The sequence below is a fragment of the Flavobacterium rhizophilum genome (genome assembly GCF_046000485.1).
Taxonomy (GTDB): domain Bacteria; phylum Bacteroidota; class Bacteroidia; order Flavobacteriales; family Flavobacteriaceae; genus Flavobacterium; species Flavobacterium rhizophilum.
In genome coordinates, this window is sequence record NZ_JBELQB010000008.1 from 1 (window position 1) to 18949 (window position 18949).

Below are 18949 nucleotides of genomic sequence, written 5' to 3' on the forward strand. Positions count from 1 at the left end.
CAAGCGCCGCTAGGTATATTTTCTTCATGTGTGTGTTTTCTTTATCGTTAGGCAAAAGCAAGAGCCGGGGAACCCTGTAAAGGGTTCCGCAGCCTGTTTGCCTTTAAATTTATTCTTAGTTCTCCTCTCTGTTAATGTAAACCCAACCGGTTTTACTATCTCCATTCTCTAATTCGATAGAGTAATAGTAAGTACCTGTTGGCAGTTCATTACCTTTTTTGTCCTGGCCATACCATTCGTTAGTATAAGTTCCCTGACTGTAAACTTCTTTACCGTATCGGTTAAAGATGCCTATTTTAACAACTCCAAATCCGGTAAGATCAAAGTTATCGTTCATTGTATCCCCGTTTGGAGAGATACCTTTAGGAATCATACAGGCAACATTATCAACAGTAAGTTCAAATGATGAGGAACAGATATCGCCTCCAACCGGCGTTACAGTTACGGTGTAAACACCAACTTCTGTAGCTGTAGCGGTTAAGCCGGTACCTATAGTAGCACCACCGGCATCAGTCCAGTCAATGTTAACTGTATCTTCTGTATAGTTTTCGTCAAGAGCTACTTCAAGCATATAAATTCCGCCTTCACAACCCTGATTAACACTAATAATAGGAGTAGGAACAATACTAACCTCAAAACTTGTCTCATCTGTACAGTTTGTAGGCGCAGTAGCAGATTCAGCATAAATATATATTACCTGAGAAGTTGTGATTTGGTCACCTTCAAGTAACATATCACCTGTTCCGTCAGGACCTGTATAATAATTATTATTAGCACTTAATGCAGGAAGCACATAAGCATCACATTCTGTCACATTTTCAATCACATCTGCAACCGGAACAGGAGTTACAGTTACATATACTGACTGAGTAGCCTCACAACCTGAGTTATTAATTGTTACCTCATAAGAACCTTCTCCGGTAACTGTGATACTTGAACCGGTTTCTGCAAGAGGAGCATCGTTAAATGTCCATGTATAAGTTACATCCGGAGAAGCCGGATCAAAGTTTATTGCAAGAATATCAATAGTAGCATCTGTTGTTCCTTCACAAATATTAAAGTCTCCACCCATATCAAAATCAGGTGTAAGATCCTGAATGATTAGGTTAAAGTTAAGAATACCCACACATCCTGTTGGCAGGTAAACTACTCTTATATATATAGGCTGAGCTCCAGCAACTGTATTGTCGTATACCGGACCTATAGGGTTGTCTCCTGATTCAGCATCTGCCTCACTTTCATGATATGAAATTTCAAAATCAGCAACATCATATCCTTCAATTATACCAGCTACTATTAAATCAGTGTTAGAAGTAAAGTCGAATGTAGCAAATCCGCTGGCATCACAAGCTATAAGATCAATAGGAGCACCTACAGTTTCTGCTACAGGAAGATAAAACTCAACACGTTTAGTACCTTCAAGTATACAGTCTGTACCTTCATAATTAACCACTACAGCGTAATCTCCTGTTTGATTAACTACTAAATTCGGACCAGTTTCATCTAACTGAGTAGTAACACCTTCATCATCTGTAACAGACCAAGCAAAGTCATAAAGATCCGGATCTAAACCAGTCTCAATAGTTGTTTCCTGCTGATCACAAATAGCATTTCCTCCAGGAACTGTAAGATCAACACCTAAATCAAGTCCGCCAATATCAAAACTACCACCTGCCAAGAATACAGCAGAGTTATAAATAGAGTCATTATAATCGGCAATTACAAGTTTAATGTGATAGTTACCACCAGGAACTACCGGTCCTGCTGCTGTCATAACAACTGTTTGACCTCTATAACCTATGGCAGATCCATAAGGGTTATCCTGGTTATAAGAACCGAAGTATTCTGGGTTTTGAGAATCACAACCAGCATTATACTGACCATCCCTAATGTTTACTACCGATACCGGAATAGTTGTACCCGGAATAACTGCAAGGTTAGTGGTATTAGTTTCCGGATCAGGGTTATCTAAATCTGTAAGGATAAATGCAAACGCATCAGAGAAGCTACACTGGAATGTACCGTACTCCTGAGAAGCGAACATGAAATCAAACGTGATTTGGTTTGTAAGCGGAGTAAAGTCAAACTCAAGGATTGACGCATTGTTAAGCGTTCCTGTGTTACCTCCTTCAGCAATAATAGCGGACAAATCAGCATCACCTACCCATACATTTGACTGAGTACCGGTGTTGTTGTTAGGGTATGGTCCCGGAGCTTCCTGAACACTACCTGTAGCTAATATAACACCATCTGCAAACGGGAACGATGAGTTGTTCTGGCTAAAGTAAGATATACCGTTAGCCTGACCAAAGTCTGTACCTGTTTGAGACGTGATGTTAGACACAAGTGCACATTCAGAACTAATAAGTACGTTCTCCACTAACTGCTCTACAGTAAACGAATCCTCCTCTACAGCGATTGATCCGGCAGGAGTACCCACACAAATATCAAACGTAGAAGTTTGGTTAGGAGTAGATGTAGAAGAGTAAACTCTTACTTTATAAGTTGTACCCGGAGATAAGTTTTCTGCTAAACTCTGAGTAGATGTACTACAATAAACCTGAGTTAGAGTACCACACTCATCACCTTCATAAAGTACGTGATATAGTAATGTTGTACTACCCTGAATATTACTTAAAGTAATAAAGTGTATAGTACTAGTTGCAGTAAATTCAAACCAAACATCATCATCGGCAGTTCCGCCACATGTATTATCTTCGGCAGAAGCTGTTGCAGAGTAGATTGTACCTGATTCAAACTCAACACACTCTGAACTGTTGTTCACAGGAACTACAATAGCATCAGCACATTCATCGTTTGCCGGTGGTGGTGGTGGTGTAGCCACACATACTTCAAATTCTGAGGTCTGGGCAGCTGATGGCCAAGAGTACACTCTTATCTTATATGTGTTACCAATAGTTAAGCCGGTAGCAAAACTCTGGTTAGGATCACTACAATATAATTGTGTTAAAGTACCACACTCGTCACCTTCATAAAGTACATGATATAAATCAGTAGTACCATTTGTTATATTTTGTAATGTAATTACGTGAGTATCGTTTGTAGCAACAAACTCAAACCAAACGTCATCATCATCATAACCTCCACAAGTATTTTCTTCGGCAGAAGCTGTTGCAGAGAATACAATACCAGGAACAACCTCAACACACTCCTGAGTTGGGTTAACCGGAACTACAGTAGCATCAGCACACTCATCGTTTACCGGTGGTGGTGGTGGTGTACCTACACAAAGGTTAAAGTCAACTAACTGACCTGAAGTAGAAGTATAAGTGTAAATTCTGATTTTATAAGTAGTACCCGGAGTTAGTCCTGTTACAGTTGTACTGTTTGAAGTACCACAATACACCTGAGTAAGTGCTCCACATTCATCACCTTCGTAAACAGCGTGATATAGGAAAGTTGTACTACCCTCAATATCAAGAATTTTAATTAAATGAGTATCATTTGTAGCAACAAATTCAAACCAAGCATCATCATCGTCTGTACCAAAACATGTATTAGGTTCTGCAGACGGAGTAGTCCATGATAAAGAACCAGGTACTACCTGCTCACAAACCTGAGTTGGGTTAACCGGTACAGGAATAGCTTCAGCACACTCATCATTTGCCGGTGGTGGCGGTGGAGTACCAATACATAAGTCAAACGTAGTAGTTTGAGGTGCAACACTGGTTGAACTGTAAACTCTTATATAATAAGTATTACCTACCGTTAAACCAGCAGCTAAACTATTATTAGTAGTAGCACAGTAAAGCTGTGTCATAGAACCACAAGAAGTTCCTTCATAAAGAACATGGTATAGGAAAGTCGTACTACCTACAACATTTGTAAGATCTATAGTATGAACATCGTTTGTAGCAACAAACTGATACCATACATCATCATCATCAGTACCGAAACAAGAGTTAGGCTCACCAGATTCTGTAGCCCATGCAATAGTACCGGAAACGGTATTACCACACTCAAGATCAGGATTAGTAAGTACCTGCTGAGCATCTGCACAGTCATCATTTGCCGGTGGTGGCGGAGGTGTACCTACACAGAAATCAAATGTAGTAGTTTGTCCGCTTAAACTTGTAGAAGTATAAATTCTTACGTAATAAGTTTGACCAATAGTTAAACCTCCTGCAATACTTGTGTTGTTTGTACTACAGTAAAGCTGAGTCATAGTACCACAGTCTGTACCCTCATAAAGAGTATGATACATAAATGTTGTACTACCAACAACGTTAGTAAGGCTAATTTGATGTATCTCACTTGTTGCTTCAAACTGATACCAAACGTCATCATCATCAACACCAAAACATGTATTATCTTCAAGAGAACCTGTAGCCCAGGCAATAGTACCTGAGGCAAAGTTACCACAATCAAGATCAGGGTTTGTTAAAACAACTTCAGCATCAGCACACTCATCATTTGCCGGTGGCGGCGGAGGTGTACCAATACAAACATCAAACGCAGATGTTTGAGCCGGAGCAGAAGTCCAGGTATATACTCTTACATAGTAAGTGTCACCAATAGTAAGGCCTCCTACTAAACTGTTATTAGGATCACTACAAACAAGGTTTGTTAACGAGCCACATGTACCGGAGTAAACAGCATGATATAAATCAGTTGTACTACCTGTAATATTATTTAAATTAATTGTATGTGTCTCACTTGTTGCCACAAAAGAGAACCAAACATCATCATCATCTGTACCACCACAAGAGTTAGCATCTATTGATGGAGTAGCCCATGCAATAGTACCCGATGTGAATGAAGTACAGTTTAAATCAGGGTTAACAGTTACATCAAATGCATTAGCACAGTCGTCATTTGCCGGCGGCGGCGGAGGTGTACCAATACAAACATCAAACGCAGATGTTTGAGGGGTTGAAGCGGTTGAATATACCCTTACATAATAAGTATCACCTATTGTTAAACCACCTGCAACACTATTATTAGGATTGCTACAGTAAAGTTCTGTAAGTGAACCGCAAGAACCTGAATAAACAACATGATCAAGAGCAGTTGTACCACCTGTAATGTTGTTAAGGTTAATTGTATGAGAAGTACTTGTTGCTACAAATGAGAACCAAACGTCATCATCTTCTGTACCCGAACATGTAGAACCTTCGGCAGAAGCAGTAGCAGAGTAAACAGTACCTGTTACAAACTGAGCACAATCTAAATCAGGGTTAACAGGAACCGCAGTTGCATCAGCACATTCATCGTTTGCCGGCGGCGGCGGCGGCGTACCTATACAAATATCAAAATTTGAAGTCTGGTTTGCCAGAGATGTCCATGAATAAACCCTTACATAATAAGTATTACCTACTGTAAGCCCTGTAGCTATACTGTTATTAGGGTCGCTACAATATAACTGTGTTAATGAAGAACAATCGTTACCTTCATAAACAACATGATACAAATCGGTAGTACCGTTTGTAATATTATTTAAGTTAACAAGATGAGTAGTGTTTGTTGCTACAAAAGAGAACCAAACGTCATCATCATCTGTACCGAAACACGTGTTGCCTTCGGCAGAAGCAGTAGCACCGTTTATACTACCCGGTGTACTTACCGCACAAATATTGGTTGGATTAACTGTTAATGCAACAGCATCGGCACAGGCATCATTACCCGGCGCAGTACTAAAGTTATATGGACCAACCCACTCACTATAGTTACCGTCACCACAAGCAGCCCTAACATAATATTTATAAGCTGTAGTTGGATTTAACCCATCAATTGTTGTTGAATTTCCGTCTACCAGATAATCAGGTGTACCATCGGGAGCACCAACAAACTCTACAACCTCAACTTCATACTGAGCAGCACCTCCGGTCCAGCTTAAATCAGCAGTTGTACCGGTAACACCAGTTACAGTAAGGCCTGTAGGAGGTAAACATTGTTCAATAATACTTACGTTATCTACCAACCAACGGTCGGCACTATCTCCTTCCATAAGGAAACCAACAAAATAATCCTCACCTGCCGTACCCGGTAAATCTACCACAACCTCAACATATTCGGTTTGTGACGGATTAATTCCCGGCTCAGTCCAAGACTGAACAACAGTGTAGGCATCAAGATCGTCAAGATCTGCGCCTGCAGGTGCAATGATAATCCTGTACATACCTCCCTGGTTACCTCCAAGCGTTAAAGCACAATAAAAACGCAATTGCCCGTTTGAAGGCATTGTAAATTGTGGAGTAACTAGCCAGTCTTTAGCGGGATCTCCATCATTCGAAACGTTTTCACGGTCAAGGAAAGCTGCATAATCTCCCTCATAAGGAGGCTGGAAAGTATTCCCAAACTGAGACTGTTTCCAGGTTTGCACTGTACCTATCCCATTGTCATGTATTGTCCAGCCGGTTGGGGCAAACGTGCCCTCAAAGCCTTCCAATGGCAGCCCGTCCTGCGAGTAACCGCAAAGGCTTAACAATGCCATGAAAAACAATAAAGTAATTTTCTTCATAGATAATAAATTAGTAGTTTATGTTTAAGTTACCGAAAGTATAAAAAAAAAGACAAGATTAACTGTAATTTAATGCTGAATAGTTATGTTTTAACTAAAAAAAACAAATTTATTTCTATTTGTTATGAATTTAAAAACATACGGTTATTATAACGCAATAACACCTTTTTGAAATTGTCTTCATATCTTTGGCATATTATTTAAGAATTTAACATGTCCCAAAGACTCAAAATATACTTTGCTTCCGACCAACATTTAGGTGCCCCAACCCAAGAAAAAAGTTTTCCGAGAGAGAAAAAATTTGTAGCCTGGCTGGACGAGGTTAAGAAAGATGCCGACGCTATTTTTTTACTGGGTGACCTGTTTGACTTTTGGTTTGAATACAAAACAGTAGTACCTAAAGGATTTGTAAGAGTACTGGGAAAACTGGCAGAAATACGCGACTCAGGTACGCCTATATACTTTTTTGTAGGGAATCATGACTTGTGGATGCATGATTATTTTGAAAAAGAACTAAACATACCCGTTTACCACAAACCAAAAGAATTCACTTTTAACGACAAAGTATTCCTTATAGGGCACGGTGACGGACTTGGACCTGGTGATAAAGGCTATAAAAGGATGAAAAAGGTATTTACCAATCCTTTTTCCAAATGGCTGTTTAGATGGTTGCACCCTGATCTTGGGGTTAAACTGGCACAGTACTTATCGGTAAAAAACAAGCTTATATCAGGCGATGCCGATGTACGCTTTTTAGGCGAAGACAACGAATGGCTGGTTTTATACTCCAAAAGAAAACTGAAAACAAAACACTACGACTATTTTGTTTTTGGCCACAGGCATTTACCTATGACCATTGATTTAGGACAAAACTCAACATACATCAATCTGGGCGACTGGATAGGTTATTTTACCTATGGTGTTTTTGATGGTGAGAAATTTGAACTGAAAGAATACAAAAACTAATTTCGGCACACATTATTAATGTACTCGTTAAGGTTCACTGTGAAAAGTGTACCCTCAAGCAGGTCTTTAATATCAATCAATTCCTGAACTGAGACGGCCAAATCTATTTCACTAACGGGGGTTTTAAGTAAAAACCTATGACACTTGTTTCTAAAACTACAGCCATCACAATGATTCCTGTCATACATTTCGTTTACAATACAGGCAAAATGCTGCACCTCCTCACGGGTAAAATAAAAGCCGGTTTCCTTAAAAATAACCTGAATCCTATCGGTTAAAAGAGTGTCATTTTTACGCCAGTAAAACGATACACCAAAGTCGTTAAAGTAAATTTGTTCAATCTCTTTCATAGTCGTGGTTTTAAACAAAAATATAAATTATTTAAAACCATTCTAAATAAAATGATTGTTTTTAGTAAAAAGTTTTCAACGGTTACTCCTCAGGGCGTATATCACGTAAACGAAGTTGGGTAGATACATTACCGTTCCATTCATTCTCCTCTATAGAATACACAGCTTCAAATGGCTTACCGCTACAGGCTATATTCATTTTTGATGCCAAACCGAAACCAATAGCCGCATACCCTTCAGCATCACCCTGTTTTACAAAAAGCCTTAAATGGGTTTCATCTGCACCTATAGCCTTACCGTAACCTGTATCCATTAATCCTCGTGACAGGAATACCGGAGTCATATTCCCGGGACCGAAAGGTTCAAACTGTTTTAATATCCTGAAGAATTTAGAAGTAATATCACTAAAGTCAATCTCGGCGTCCACCTGCACTTCGGGCACTAAAAGTTCGGGTGCTATGGTTTGTGAAACCACCTGTTCAAAACGTTGTTTAAACCCACTATACTGTTCTTGCTTTAATGTTAGCCCCGCAGCATACATGTGCCCGCCAAACTGTTCCAAATGATCAGCACAGGCTTCGAGCGCATTGTACACATCAAAACCTTTAACCGACCTTGCCGAAGCTGCCAACATATCTCCACTTTTAGTAAACACCAGTGTAGGTCTGTAATAGGTTTCTGTTAACCTCGATGCTACAATACCAATAACCCCCTTATGCCAGTTTTCATCATACACAACAGTAGTATAACGCTCCTGTTCGTTATTAGATACAATCTGCATCAATGCTTCGGTGGTAATTTGCTTATCGAGATCTTTTCTTTCGGCATTGAGTCCTTCAATCATTGCGGCAAACTCCTGCGCCTGCTCTAAGTTAAACTCAGTAAGCAGTTCCACTGCCTTATTACCGTGATAAATACGCCCGGCGGCATTAATACGTGGTGCTATCTGGAAAACCACATCACCTATGGTAAGTTTCTGTTTTTTTACGTTTTGGATAAGCGCCTGTATACCCGGCCTGGGGAATGTATTAATAACATCCAGCCCGAATGTAGCCAGCACCCTGTTCTCCCCTGTTATAGGGACAATATCGGCCGCTATGGCTGTCGCAACCAAATCAAGATAGGTAACCAAATCGGTTATGGTTTGCCCTCGGTTACCTGCAAGTGCCTGTATCAGTTTAAAACCCACACCACATCCGCAAAGCTCATCATAAGGATAAGTACAGTCGGTTCGTTTTGGATCCAGTACCGCTACAGCATCAGGCAGCTCATCACCGGGGCGGTGGTGGTCACAAATTATAAAGTCAATCCCTTTTTGTTTGGCATATTCAACTTTGTCAATCGATTTGATTCCGCAATCCAGCGCAATGATAAGCGTCATTCCGTTATCATCAGCAAAATCAATTCCCTGAAACGATACTCCGTAGCCCTCTGCATACCTGTCCGGAATATACGTCGCCACATTCGGGTAGTACGAATGCAGGTAAGACGACATTAACGAAACAGCAGTAGTACCATCTACATCATAATCACCAAAGACAAGTATATTTTCGCCGTTTTCTATAGCTTCTTCAATACGCTTTACCGCTTTATCCATATCCTTCATCAGGTAGGGATCATGTAAATCGCTTAGTTTAGGACGGAAAAAATTCTTCGCCTCCTCAAAAGTTTCAATACCACGTTGCAGCAGCAGTGAAGCTATTACTCCATCTACCTGAAGTGCCTGTGATAAATGTTTTATTTTTTGAAGGTCGGGGGTTGGTTTTAATGTCCAGCGCATGAAGAATTTTAATTTCTCCAAATGTAATTAATGGCACGGGCTTTGACAACCAAAACGCAAATTTTACAATAAACAATTGCTATGAAAAGCCACACCTTATACCTTTTACTGTTTTTTATTTCGTTTAATACAATTGCACAAACTGCAATCAAATCAAAACTAACCGACGTTAACAATAACCCGGTAGCTTTTGCTAATGTTTATATACCGGAGAGTAAAAAAACAACCCTATCAAACGAATCGGGTGACTTTTATATGGTGATTAATCCTGAGACAGATAAAACCGTTATAATATCTCATCTTAGCTATCAACCTGTACAGATTAAAATAACAAGCAGCTTCCCGAAAAATATTGTTTTGGAAGAAGGATCACTGCAACTTAACGAAGTAGTGATAGGCAAACAAATAACAGGATATGATATTGCTTTAAAGGTTGTAGAAAACCTTAAAGAAAACCACGATGCAGATCCGGCATATTACGAATATTTTACACGTGTAGTTCAATATGATGACAACTGGAAAGAAATTGATATGATACAGGAATATTATGGCAAACTGAAGCACACCGGAAATCATGATAATAAAGCCCTTATATACAAAAGCAGAGTAGTACCTTACACAAAAGCCGGAGAAGAAATATTACAAACAGACTCATCAATTGACCTATGGGGAATAAGAAGTAACAACCTGTTACTTTATAAACCTGATTACCTAAAAAGAGCCAAATTAAAAAACTACAACATCTCCACTGAAGGCTCAATAACAATTAACGGACATGAATGTTATATTTTGAAATATGCTTCAGACAAGATAAGCTATAGTGAATACAAAAAAGCCATACTATATATAGACAAGGAAACTTTTGGAATAGTTAAACAAATTAGTGGCAGCCATAGTACACAAGCCGTGACATACACAGAAAGAAACTTTGTAAAAATTAATGGCAAATGGGTAATGTCGGCAGCAACAAACAAACATCATTTACATAAAATTATAACAACACTTTACACTTATCTAACAGACAAAAAAGACTATGAAGACATTAATTTCATAAGAACTCCTTTCCACAAAAAACTAAAACGATTCAACAAAAACCCTAACGACACTTTTTGGGATAATTACCAGCATATACCGTTACCGGAAAATTAGTTTAATTAACAAGTACTATAATAGATTACTTTTATTATACTTTTAATAAAAATACAATTGCATATTAACACCTTAACAAAAACATTAAATGATAAAAAAAATAACAACTATAACGACTGTAATTTTATTATTAGCATCATGTATATCCTGTACTCCTATCTATAGAACTTATAACAACACAAACAAAACAGTAAACTTTAAAAATAAAGAAGAAGCTGTTGATTATTTTTCCAAAAAATACAGCTATAACAGGGAGAAGATATATTTTATAAATCCAACCGAAACAGGATCTTTCATGGAATATTTAGTATCCCAAAACACTTCTTATTTTTATGGCATAACAGTAAATGACACCCTTAAAATAAACAACTCTTCGCTTAAAGCTGACAATTCTTGTTCCGGCGTAGTTTCAGGAGTTATAAATTCAAAAGACATTGACTACAAAATCGAGCCTACCAAGATATCCACATTTGATTTAAAAAACGTTCAGAACAAGGCTATTGACTTAAAAAAAGGAAAGTCTGTTATTTTTATAATCTCAACAAAACTGGGAAAATCAGTAAATAAAACCATTAAGAAATTAAGCAACCAAGTAACTGAGCTGAAAGATTCAGAAACCGATTACTACCTTATATGTGTAGATTATTATAACAATTAAATTATAATTTCTTACTCTTCTTCACCTCGGGCTTTCCGCCCACAATAACTACGATTTCGCCTTTTGGATCTTTTTTGGTAAAATGCTCCAGTACCTGGGTAGCTGTACCACGAACGGTTTCCTCGTGCAGCTTACTCAGCTCACGCGATACCGAAACAGGACGGTCTTCCCCAAAATACTGCACAAACTCACCAAGAGTTTTAACCAGTTTGTGGGGCGACACATAAAATATCATGGTACGTGATTCTTCGGCAAGTGCTAAAAATCGGGTTTGCCTTCCTTTTTTATCAGGCAGGAAACCTTCAAACACAAACTTATCATTAGGGAGTCCGCTGTTTACCAGGGCAGGCACAAAAGCCGTAGCACCGGGCAGGCACTCTACCTCAATATTATTTTCCACGCAGGCGCGTGTAAGTAAAAATCCGGGGTCGGATATTGCAGGCGTACCCGCATCAGATATCAGGGCAATGGTTTCACCCGCCTGCAGGCGTTTCACAATATTCTCAACGGTTTTATGCTCGTTGTGCATGTGGTGGCTCTGCATGTGGGTTGCAATCTCAAAATGCTTCATAAGCTTACCGCTTGTACGGGTATCTTCCGCCAGTATCAGATCAGCTTCCTTAAGCACTTTAATCGCCCTGAAGGTCATATCCTCCAAGTTACCTATAGGTGTAGGTACTATATATAGTTTAGACATTAATCAAATCTTTTTTCAACCAGTTGGAAGAAACGCTCTTCATACTCCTCTTTTCCGTCCCAATTGTTGTAATCAGGTTTAATAAGGTCGTTTATAAACGATTTTGCCTCACCAAATGTATTAATGGTATTTAGTTGTGAAACCACACGGTTCAAATCGTCTGCACTACCGCCAAAAAGATGTTTCTCAAAAGCAATACGGTCATTTAACCCCAGTGTAATGGTTTTAGAGAACTTATCGTTAAGCGACCTTGAACCTGTAGAAGCCGCAGGTGCCCATGCCTGCTCTTCCTTTTTAGGCTCTTCTTTCTTCACTTCCTCGACAGGTTCTTCTTTCATCGGCTCAAAAACAGGCTGATTGCTGTAATCAAACTGAGGTTCCTCCTGCTTTGGTTCCTCTTTCGGTTCTTCCTTAACCTTATCTTTCACTTCCTCCTGAACAGGCGCAGCGTCAAAGTCGGATTTCTTCACAAATTCCGGATCCTTATAATCCCTAAAGTCGTCAATGGTAACCTCTTTTTTAGGTTCTTCCTTTGGTTCCTCGGGAGCTGCTTTCCTTTCAAAAGCAAATTCTATATCAATTTCTGATTTTTCAACCTCAACGGTAGTATCAGGCTCAATGGTAATCGTTTCGGCATCGGTAGCCTGTACTTTCTCTTCATCGCTACTCTCCTGCTCGTTTTCATACACAGCCTCAACCGACTCTTCCATCGCCTTGATTTCCTCTTCCGGCTTTTCAAGTTCAGGCACACTTACAGGCTCTTCTACTTTTTCCTCGACAGCCTCTTCAGTTTCTTCAGTTTCTTCAGCTACAGCTTCCTGTTCTGTCTCACCAAGACCCTCTTTTGGTTCACCCGCATCGGCCGGTGTTTCTTCTGCTACGATAATTTCAGGCTCGTTCGTTTCCGCTACACCATAAATATCTTCCAGTTTTTCTTCAGCCGAAGAAAAACCTATGGTTGGCTTCACATCATTAAAATTTTCCTCAACAAATCTAAGCACCGACAGTTTTTCGTACAGCTTAAGTGTTTCCTGTTGTAGCTGCTCAATCTCTGCCTTATTCTTTAGCTTCAATATCCTGTGTGCAATACTTATCAGTTCGGCTTCTAATTTTTTCTTCATAACTTTTGGAATAATAAAGAGTGGCGCAATAGTTTTTTAATAAATTTGTTTCAATACAAAGTAACATAAAACATTTCTGTTTTACAGCCTGAAAAATACAAAATGTTTCTCGAAAATACAGTAAATCATAAAGAACAATTTGGGTGGATAGAGGTCATCTGCGGGTCGATGTTTTCTGGTAAAACCGAAGAACTTATCCGCCGCCTTAAAAGGGCAAAGTTTGCCAAACAGCGTGTGGAAATATTCAAACCTTCCATAGATACCCGTTATCATGATGATATGGTGATATCACACGACTCAAACGAAATACGCTCTACCCCTGTGGAATCGGCCTCCATGCTTCGCATCCTGGCACAGGGCTGTGATGTGATAGGTATAGACGAGGCCCAGTTTTTTGATGATGAGATAGTATCGGTATGTAACGACCTTGCCAATAACGGCATAAGGGTTATTGTTGCCGGACTGGATATGGATTTTAAAGGCAACCCCTTTGGCCCCATGCCTGCACTTATGGCTACAGCCGAATATGTTACCAAAGTACACGCGGTATGCACCCGAACGGGTAATTTAGCGAACTACAGTTTCCGAAAGGCACAAAACGATAAGCTGGTACTGCTGGGAGAAACCGAAGAATATGAACCGCTAAGCCGTGCCGCTTTTTTTAAGGCCATGAAAGAACAGGCCAACCCGAAAAAGAAAGACAAGGAAGACGACAGCCTCTTCTAAAAAATTAAAAACCCTACATCTTGAGCATAAAAACAAACAATATCATTAAGGCCGTTAATCCTTCGTTTGAAGGCATACAGCCCGATATGGAAATTGATAACGTTTCTATAGACAGCCGTTCGCTGCAAAATAATATTGGGACACTGTTTTTTGCATTACCGGGAAAAAACCGTGACGGACACAATTACATTCCCGAACTGATTGAAAATGGTGTTTTAAATTTTGTTGTTACCCATATTCCAAACGGATGCAAAAACAGGGCTAACTTTTTTATTGTTGACGATACCCTTAAAGCATTACAGGATTTTGCCGCTTACTACAGGAGCCTGTTTAGCTTCCCTGTTGTAGGTATTACCGGAAGCAACGGTAAAACCATAGTTAAGGAATGGCTCAACTATATTTTGAGTCCTGACTATAACATTATACGCAGTCCTAAGAGTTACAACTCACAGGTAGGCGTACCCCTATCTGTCATTGCTATTAATGAAAAACATAATCTGGGACTGTTTGAAGCCGGAATCTCCACCACAGGAGAAATGGAAAAACTGGCCCACATCATAAAACCCAACATAGGCATACTTACACATTTGGGTCCGGCGCATGATGAAGGTTTTACCGATATGCCTCAGAAAATTAAAGAGAAACTGAAACTCTTTAAAGGTGCCGATGTGGTAATACTTCAAAAAAACGCCATAGCCGAAATGGAACTGGAAGGCACTCCTACCTTTACGTGGAGCTACAACGGTGATGCCGATGTAAACATTACTAAAGCAACACATGCTAACAGTACAGAATTAAAGATTGATTACAATGGCAACAGCTTCAAGGTTGCTATTCCGTTTTTTGATGATGCCTCGGCAGAAAATGCCATAAGCTGCCTTATGCTAATGTTGCATTTGGGCTACAACAACGACTCCATAACCGAAAGGCTTGCCGGGCTGTATCCTGTTGAGATGCGCCTTCAGGTAAAAAACGGCATTAACGGATGTACCATTATAGACGACAGTTACAGCTCTGACTACCAGTCGCTAAAAATAGCACTCGACTTTTTAGAGCAGCACAAAACACATAAAAAGAAAACCATTATCCTTTCGGATGTTTTCCAGAGTGGTTTTACCATAGAGGAACTTTACGAACACGTAACCCAGCTTTTAACTGCTAATAATATTAGCAGGGTTATAGGCATAGGCGAAACCATAAGCACACAGTTAAAAGATTTTCCTAATTTCATATCCTACAAAACCACTCAGGAGTTTTTAACCCAATACAATGCTAATAGTTTTAGCAACGAAACCATTTTGGTTAAGGGTGCCCGCAGTTTCCGTTTTGAGGAAATAGTGGTATTACTGGAAGAAAAGACACACGAAACAGTACTGGAAATCAACCTGAATTCCATTGCCCATAACCTGAAATTTTACCGATCGCGCATCAAGCCTGAAACCAAAATAATGGTAATGGTAAAAGCCTTTGGTTATGGCAGCGGCAGTTATGAGATTGCCAAACTGCTCTCCCACCAAAAGGTAGATTACCTTGGCGTTGCCTTTGCCGATGAGGGCATAGCCCTTCGCAATGCAGGTATTAGTACCCCTATTATTGTAATGAATCCCGAAGCCAGTGCCTTTAGCGCCATGACAGCTTATAACCTGGAACCCGAAATCTATTCGGTTAGGGAACTAAGAGCTTTTATTGAAATTGCCAAACAAAAAAACCTTTCAGACTACCCTATCCACATTAAACTGGATACAGGTATGCACCGCCTGGGGTTTGAGGATTATCAGCTAGACGAGCTTATCGACCTGCTTAAGCACAACAACTTTGTATCGGTTAAAAGTATCTTCTCGCATCTTTCCTCCAGCGATGTACCTTATTACAGGGACTTCACACTGGGACAAATTGAAAAGTTTACACAATGGTCACAAAAAATAATAGATAGTCTTAGCATAAACCCTATACGCCATATACTAAACACATCGGGCATATATCATTTCCCCGAAGCGCAGTTTAACATGGTACGACTGGGCATAGGCCTGTATGGCGTGGGTAACGATGCACAAGAGCGCAAATCACTGGAAAATGTGGGTACCCTTAAAACAGTTATTCTACAAATAAAAGACATACAACCGGGAGAAAGTGTAGGCTACAGCCGCAAATTCATGGCATCGGAGAAAGTCCGCACTGCCACCCTGCCCATTGGTTATGCCGACGGTATACCGAGAAGCTGGGGTAACGAAAAAGGCTATGTAATGATAAACGGTAAAAAAGCCGTAATTACCGGAACCATATCTATGGATATGATGATGGTAAACATTACAGGCATAGACTGTAAGGAAGGTGATAAGGCCGTAATATTTGGCACAGCACCAACCGTTGTGGAAATGGCCGAAGCACTGGGAACCATACCTTATGAAATTTTAACAAGTATTTCACAGCGTGTAAAACGTGTTTTTTATCAGGAATAATCAGTTTTTTGTACCTTAGCCTTAAACAGAAACAATCAATTATATATAACCTAAACTTTAGCCTATGGGATTTTTCAAGGATTTTAAAGCCTTTTTAATGAAAGGCGACATTGTAAATCTGGCAACAGCCGTTATTATTGGTGGTGCCTTTGGGAACATCGTAAAATCTTTTACAAACGACATTTTAATGCCACCTATAGGCATGCTGCTTAACGGGGTAGATTTTAAAGATTTAAAATATACGCTTAAAGAAGGCGTACCTGAAACGGTAGTAGACGGGGTAACACAAAAGGCTGTAGATGCCGTTACTATTAACTACGGTAACTTTATACAAATAACACTCGACTTTATAATTGTGGGGTTTTGTATTTTCCTTGCCCTAAAAATGTACGAAAGAACCAAGAAGAAAGAAGAAGCGGCTCCTGCAGCACCTCCGGCACCTACAAATGAGGAGAAACTGCTGGCAGAAATCCGTGACTTACTGAAAACTAAACAATAGAGTTACAGAAGTTTCCGCTACATTGCATATTCTTATATTTCTAACAAAACCGTCTCTAAAAGACGGTTTTTCTTTGTTATATTTTTTCGTTTCGAAACAAATTTATAACTAATTTTGCCTCAAAATTTAAATAATTCAATAATTAATACACTATGAAAATTGCTGTTGTTGGCGCTACCGGAATGGTAGGCGAAGTGATGCTAAAAGTACTGGCGGAAAGAAATTTTCCGGTAACCGAATTAATTCCGGTAGCTTCAGAGAGATCTGTAGGTAAGGAAATAGAATTCAGTGGTAAGAAGTACAAGGTTGTTGGTCTTGAAACCGCAGTTTCCATGAAGCCTGAAATAGCATTATTTTCTGCAGGTGGCGACACTTCAAAAGAGTGGGCTCCTAAATTTGCCGAAGCAGGAACTACAGTAATTGACAATTCCAGCGCATGGAGAATGGACGCTACAAAAAAACTGGTTGTACCGGAAATTAACGCCAATGTGCTTACTAAAGAAGATAAGATTATAGCAAACCCAAACTGTTCTACCATACAAATGGTAATGGCTTTGGCTCCGCTACACCAAAAATATACTATTGAAAGAGTAATCGTTTCTACTTACCAGTCTATAACAGGTACGGGAGTTAAGGCTGTACAGCAGCTTGAAAACGAGTACACAGGTACTAAGGGTGAAATGGCTTACCCATACCCTATTCACCGTAACGCTATCCCGCAGTGTGACGTGTTTGAAGACAACGGCTACACTAAAGAGGAAATGAAACTGGTACGTGAAACCAAAAAAATTATGGGCGACGACTCTATAAGGGTTACTGCTACGGCTATCCGTATCCCTGTAGTGGGCGGACACAGCGAGTCGGTAAATATTGAGTTTGCAAACGACTTTGATATAAACCAGGTACGTGCTATCCTTCACGACACTCCGGGTGTTACCGTACAGGATAATACTGATACCAAAACCTACCCAATGCCTATTTATGCAGAAGGTAAGGACGATGTATTTGTAGGTCGTATACGCCGTGACGAGAGTCAGCCAAACACACTTAACATGTGGATTGTAGCCGATAACCTTCGCAAAGGTGCAGCAACAAACACGATACAGATTGCCGAATACCTTGTAGCAAACGGGTTAGTGTAGTTTATATACATAACAATACTTAAAACCTGCAGCAGAAATGTTGCAGGTTTTTTTTATATTTTTAAAAAAAATTATAGTAGATATATGAAAATCAATGATAACGATTTAGACAAGGTAATAATGGTATTAAACGAAATAGAAGATTTATTACCATACATCGAAAAATCTCCATTCGTGTGTACTTTGAGTGCTTATTATAATTTCATTTTAAAAATAGAAGCTTTAAATAAAGACATACAACAAATTGAGTCAGGTTATACTTTAAGAGTACTTTTAAGAGTATCTATTGAACATTTCATTGTCGCCTATTACATTCTTTATAAATATATGCTCAAAAATACCGATTCAACAGGTGAAGATTATTATGGATGCTATCGTATCTCTGAATCATTAAAAAGAAACATGTATGACCTAGGAACAGAAGGTATTTTACAAGGAATAGATAAAAATGCAAACCTTTCAAATTTAAAAAAGAAGCTTGGAGCTAAGGATATTGATTTTAAGCAATCTGATGTTGATGAAATACATACAATAGCAGGTCAGTTTGGTATAAAAAAGATTCAATCCTTTATTTTAAAAAACAGATTACCCGGTAACTTTTTTCATGATGTAAATAAAACTGTAATCCCTGACTTTTTATCACTTTACAATAGACTATCTTCTTATATTCATGGAGGACCTAGTGCTGAAGATGAATTTAATAATAAAATAATAGATATTGCAAAGGATAAAGAATGGAATAAAACACTCTTCTTTTTAACAATTGTAAATTTCTTTATCCTTTTAACATCAATTGACGAAAAATTTGACTACTTAAGACAACATATTAAAATTCCAGATTATAACCAATAAATATTTTCTCTTATAAAATTACTGCAACCCTGTTGCAATTGTAAAATCTTTTTCCCTACCTTTGCGGTA

At 39.1% G+C, this 18949-nt stretch carries 13 protein-coding genes; 8 read left to right on the forward strand and 5 right to left on the reverse strand.

Annotated elements, in window-relative coordinates; translation table 11 throughout:
* Window positions 1-115: 115 nt before the first annotated feature.
* Complete coding sequence (locus tag ABS768_RS11310; RefSeq protein ID WP_408075073.1) at window positions 116-6481, reverse strand: choice-of-anchor L domain-containing protein; 6366 nt, start codon at window positions 6479-6481, stop codon at window positions 116-118.
* Window positions 6482-6694: 213 nt separating this feature from the next.
* Here ABS768_RS11310 and ABS768_RS11315 point away from each other — a divergent pair, with 213 nt between their 5' ends.
* Window positions 6695-7447, forward strand: coding sequence for a UDP-2,3-diacylglucosamine diphosphatase (locus tag ABS768_RS11315; protein ID WP_408075074.1), 753 nt, complete (start codon window positions 6695-6697; stop codon window positions 7445-7447).
* Here the strand turns inward: ABS768_RS11315 and ABS768_RS11320 are convergent.
* Together ABS768_RS11320 and recJ are read right to left on the reverse strand one after the other, a co-directional pair.
* Window positions 7444-7797: a hypothetical protein gene (locus tag ABS768_RS11320; RefSeq protein ID WP_408075075.1), complete on the reverse strand. Its 354-nt coding sequence runs from the start codon at window positions 7795-7797 to the stop codon at window positions 7444-7446. The genes ABS768_RS11315 and ABS768_RS11320 overlap by 4 nt on opposite strands.
* A gap of 82 nt (window positions 7798-7879) precedes the next feature.
* A complete protein-coding gene (recJ, locus tag ABS768_RS11325) occupies window positions 7880-9577 on the reverse strand; it encodes a single-stranded-DNA-specific exonuclease RecJ (protein ID WP_408075076.1) in 1698 nt (565 codons plus the stop codon).
* Window positions 9578-9658: 81 nt separating this feature from the next.
* Between recJ and ABS768_RS11330 the strand changes: the two genes are divergently transcribed.
* Window positions 9659-10726 carry a carboxypeptidase-like regulatory domain-containing protein gene (locus ABS768_RS11330; RefSeq protein WP_408075077.1) on the forward strand — a complete coding sequence of 356 codons (1068 nt, stop codon included), beginning with the start codon at window positions 9659-9661 and terminating at the stop codon, window positions 10724-10726.
* A gap of 88 nt (window positions 10727-10814) precedes the next feature.
* Window positions 10815-11384 (forward strand): hypothetical protein, encoded by a 570-nt coding sequence (locus ABS768_RS11335; protein ID WP_408075078.1) that lies wholly within the window; start codon window positions 10815-10817, stop codon window positions 11382-11384.
* A 1-nt stretch (window position 11385) separates the two neighbouring features.
* Here the strand turns inward: ABS768_RS11335 and rsmI are convergent, their stop codons facing one another.
* Both rsmI and ABS768_RS11345 read right to left on the reverse strand, forming a co-directional pair.
* The gene (gene rsmI / locus ABS768_RS11340) at window positions 11386-12081 is read right to left on the reverse strand and encodes a 16S rRNA (cytidine(1402)-2'-O)-methyltransferase (protein WP_330122988.1); all 696 of its coding nucleotides are present in this window, start codon (window positions 12079-12081) and stop codon (window positions 11386-11388) included.
* Window positions 12081-13202, reverse strand: a complete 1122-nt coding sequence (locus tag ABS768_RS11345; protein WP_408075079.1) for a hypothetical protein — start codon at window positions 13200-13202, stop codon at window positions 12081-12083. Before ABS768_RS11345 ends, rsmI begins: the two co-directional genes overlap by 1 nt.
* 102 nt (window positions 13203-13304) lie before the next feature.
* On the opposite strand from ABS768_RS11345, the gene ABS768_RS11350 reads away from it, so the two are divergent.
* The 5 genes from ABS768_RS11350 to ABS768_RS11370 all read left to right on the forward strand — a co-directional run bounded on the left by ABS768_RS11350 (window position 13305) and on the right by ABS768_RS11370 (window position 18880).
* A complete protein-coding gene (locus ABS768_RS11350) occupies window positions 13305-13928 on the forward strand; it encodes a thymidine kinase (RefSeq protein ID WP_408075080.1) in 624 nt (207 codons plus the stop codon).
* 20 nt (window positions 13929-13948) lie between these two features.
* The gene (locus ABS768_RS11355; RefSeq protein ID WP_408075081.1) at window positions 13949-16387 is read left to right on the forward strand and encodes a bifunctional UDP-N-acetylmuramoyl-tripeptide:D-alanyl-D-alanine ligase/alanine racemase; all 2439 of its coding nucleotides are present in this window, start codon (window positions 13949-13951) and stop codon (window positions 16385-16387) included.
* A 64-nt stretch (window positions 16388-16451) separates the two neighbouring features.
* Window positions 16452-16886 (forward strand): large-conductance mechanosensitive channel protein MscL, encoded by a 435-nt coding sequence (gene mscL, locus ABS768_RS11360; protein ID WP_408075082.1) that lies wholly within the window; start codon window positions 16452-16454, stop codon window positions 16884-16886.
* Between the two features lie 152 nt (window positions 16887-17038).
* The gene (locus ABS768_RS11365) at window positions 17039-18028 is read left to right on the forward strand and encodes an aspartate-semialdehyde dehydrogenase (RefSeq protein ID WP_408075083.1); all 990 of its coding nucleotides are present in this window, start codon (window positions 17039-17041) and stop codon (window positions 18026-18028) included.
* Between the two features lie 84 nt (window positions 18029-18112).
* Window positions 18113-18880 carry a hypothetical protein gene (locus ABS768_RS11370; RefSeq protein WP_408075084.1) on the forward strand — a complete coding sequence of 256 codons (768 nt, stop codon included), beginning with the start codon at window positions 18113-18115 and terminating at the stop codon, window positions 18878-18880.
* Window positions 18881-18949 lie beyond the last annotated feature (69 nt).

Coding starts and splice junctions, on each gene's coding strand:
- ABS768_RS11310 (WP_408075073.1), bottom strand. CDS start 6,481: ATGAAGAAAATTACTTTATTGTTTTTCATGGCATTGTTAAGCCTTTGC.
- ABS768_RS11315 (WP_408075074.1), top strand. CDS start 6,695: ATGTCCCAAAGACTCAAAATATACTTTGCTTCCGACCAACATTTAGGT.
- ABS768_RS11320 (WP_408075075.1), bottom strand. CDS start 7,797: ATGAAAGAGATTGAACAAATTTACTTTAACGACTTTGGTGTATCGTTT.
- recJ (WP_408075076.1), bottom strand. CDS start 9,577: ATGCGCTGGACATTAAAACCAACCCCCGACCTTCAAAAAATAAAACAT.
- ABS768_RS11330 (WP_408075077.1), top strand. CDS start 9,659: ATGAAAAGCCACACCTTATACCTTTTACTGTTTTTTATTTCGTTTAAT.
- ABS768_RS11335 (WP_408075078.1), top strand. CDS start 10,815: ATGATAAAAAAAATAACAACTATAACGACTGTAATTTTATTATTAGCA.
- rsmI (WP_330122988.1), bottom strand. CDS start 12,081: ATGTCTAAACTATATATAGTACCTACACCTATAGGTAACTTGGAGGAT.
- ABS768_RS11345 (WP_408075079.1), bottom strand. CDS start 13,202: ATGAAGAAAAAATTAGAAGCCGAACTGATAAGTATTGCACACAGGATA.
- ABS768_RS11350 (WP_408075080.1), top strand. CDS start 13,305: ATGTTTCTCGAAAATACAGTAAATCATAAAGAACAATTTGGGTGGATA.
- mscL (WP_408075082.1), top strand. CDS start 16,452: ATGGGATTTTTCAAGGATTTTAAAGCCTTTTTAATGAAAGGCGACATT.
- ABS768_RS11365 (WP_408075083.1), top strand. CDS start 17,039: ATGAAAATTGCTGTTGTTGGCGCTACCGGAATGGTAGGCGAAGTGATG.
- ABS768_RS11370 (WP_408075084.1), top strand. CDS start 18,113: ATGAAAATCAATGATAACGATTTAGACAAGGTAATAATGGTATTAAAC.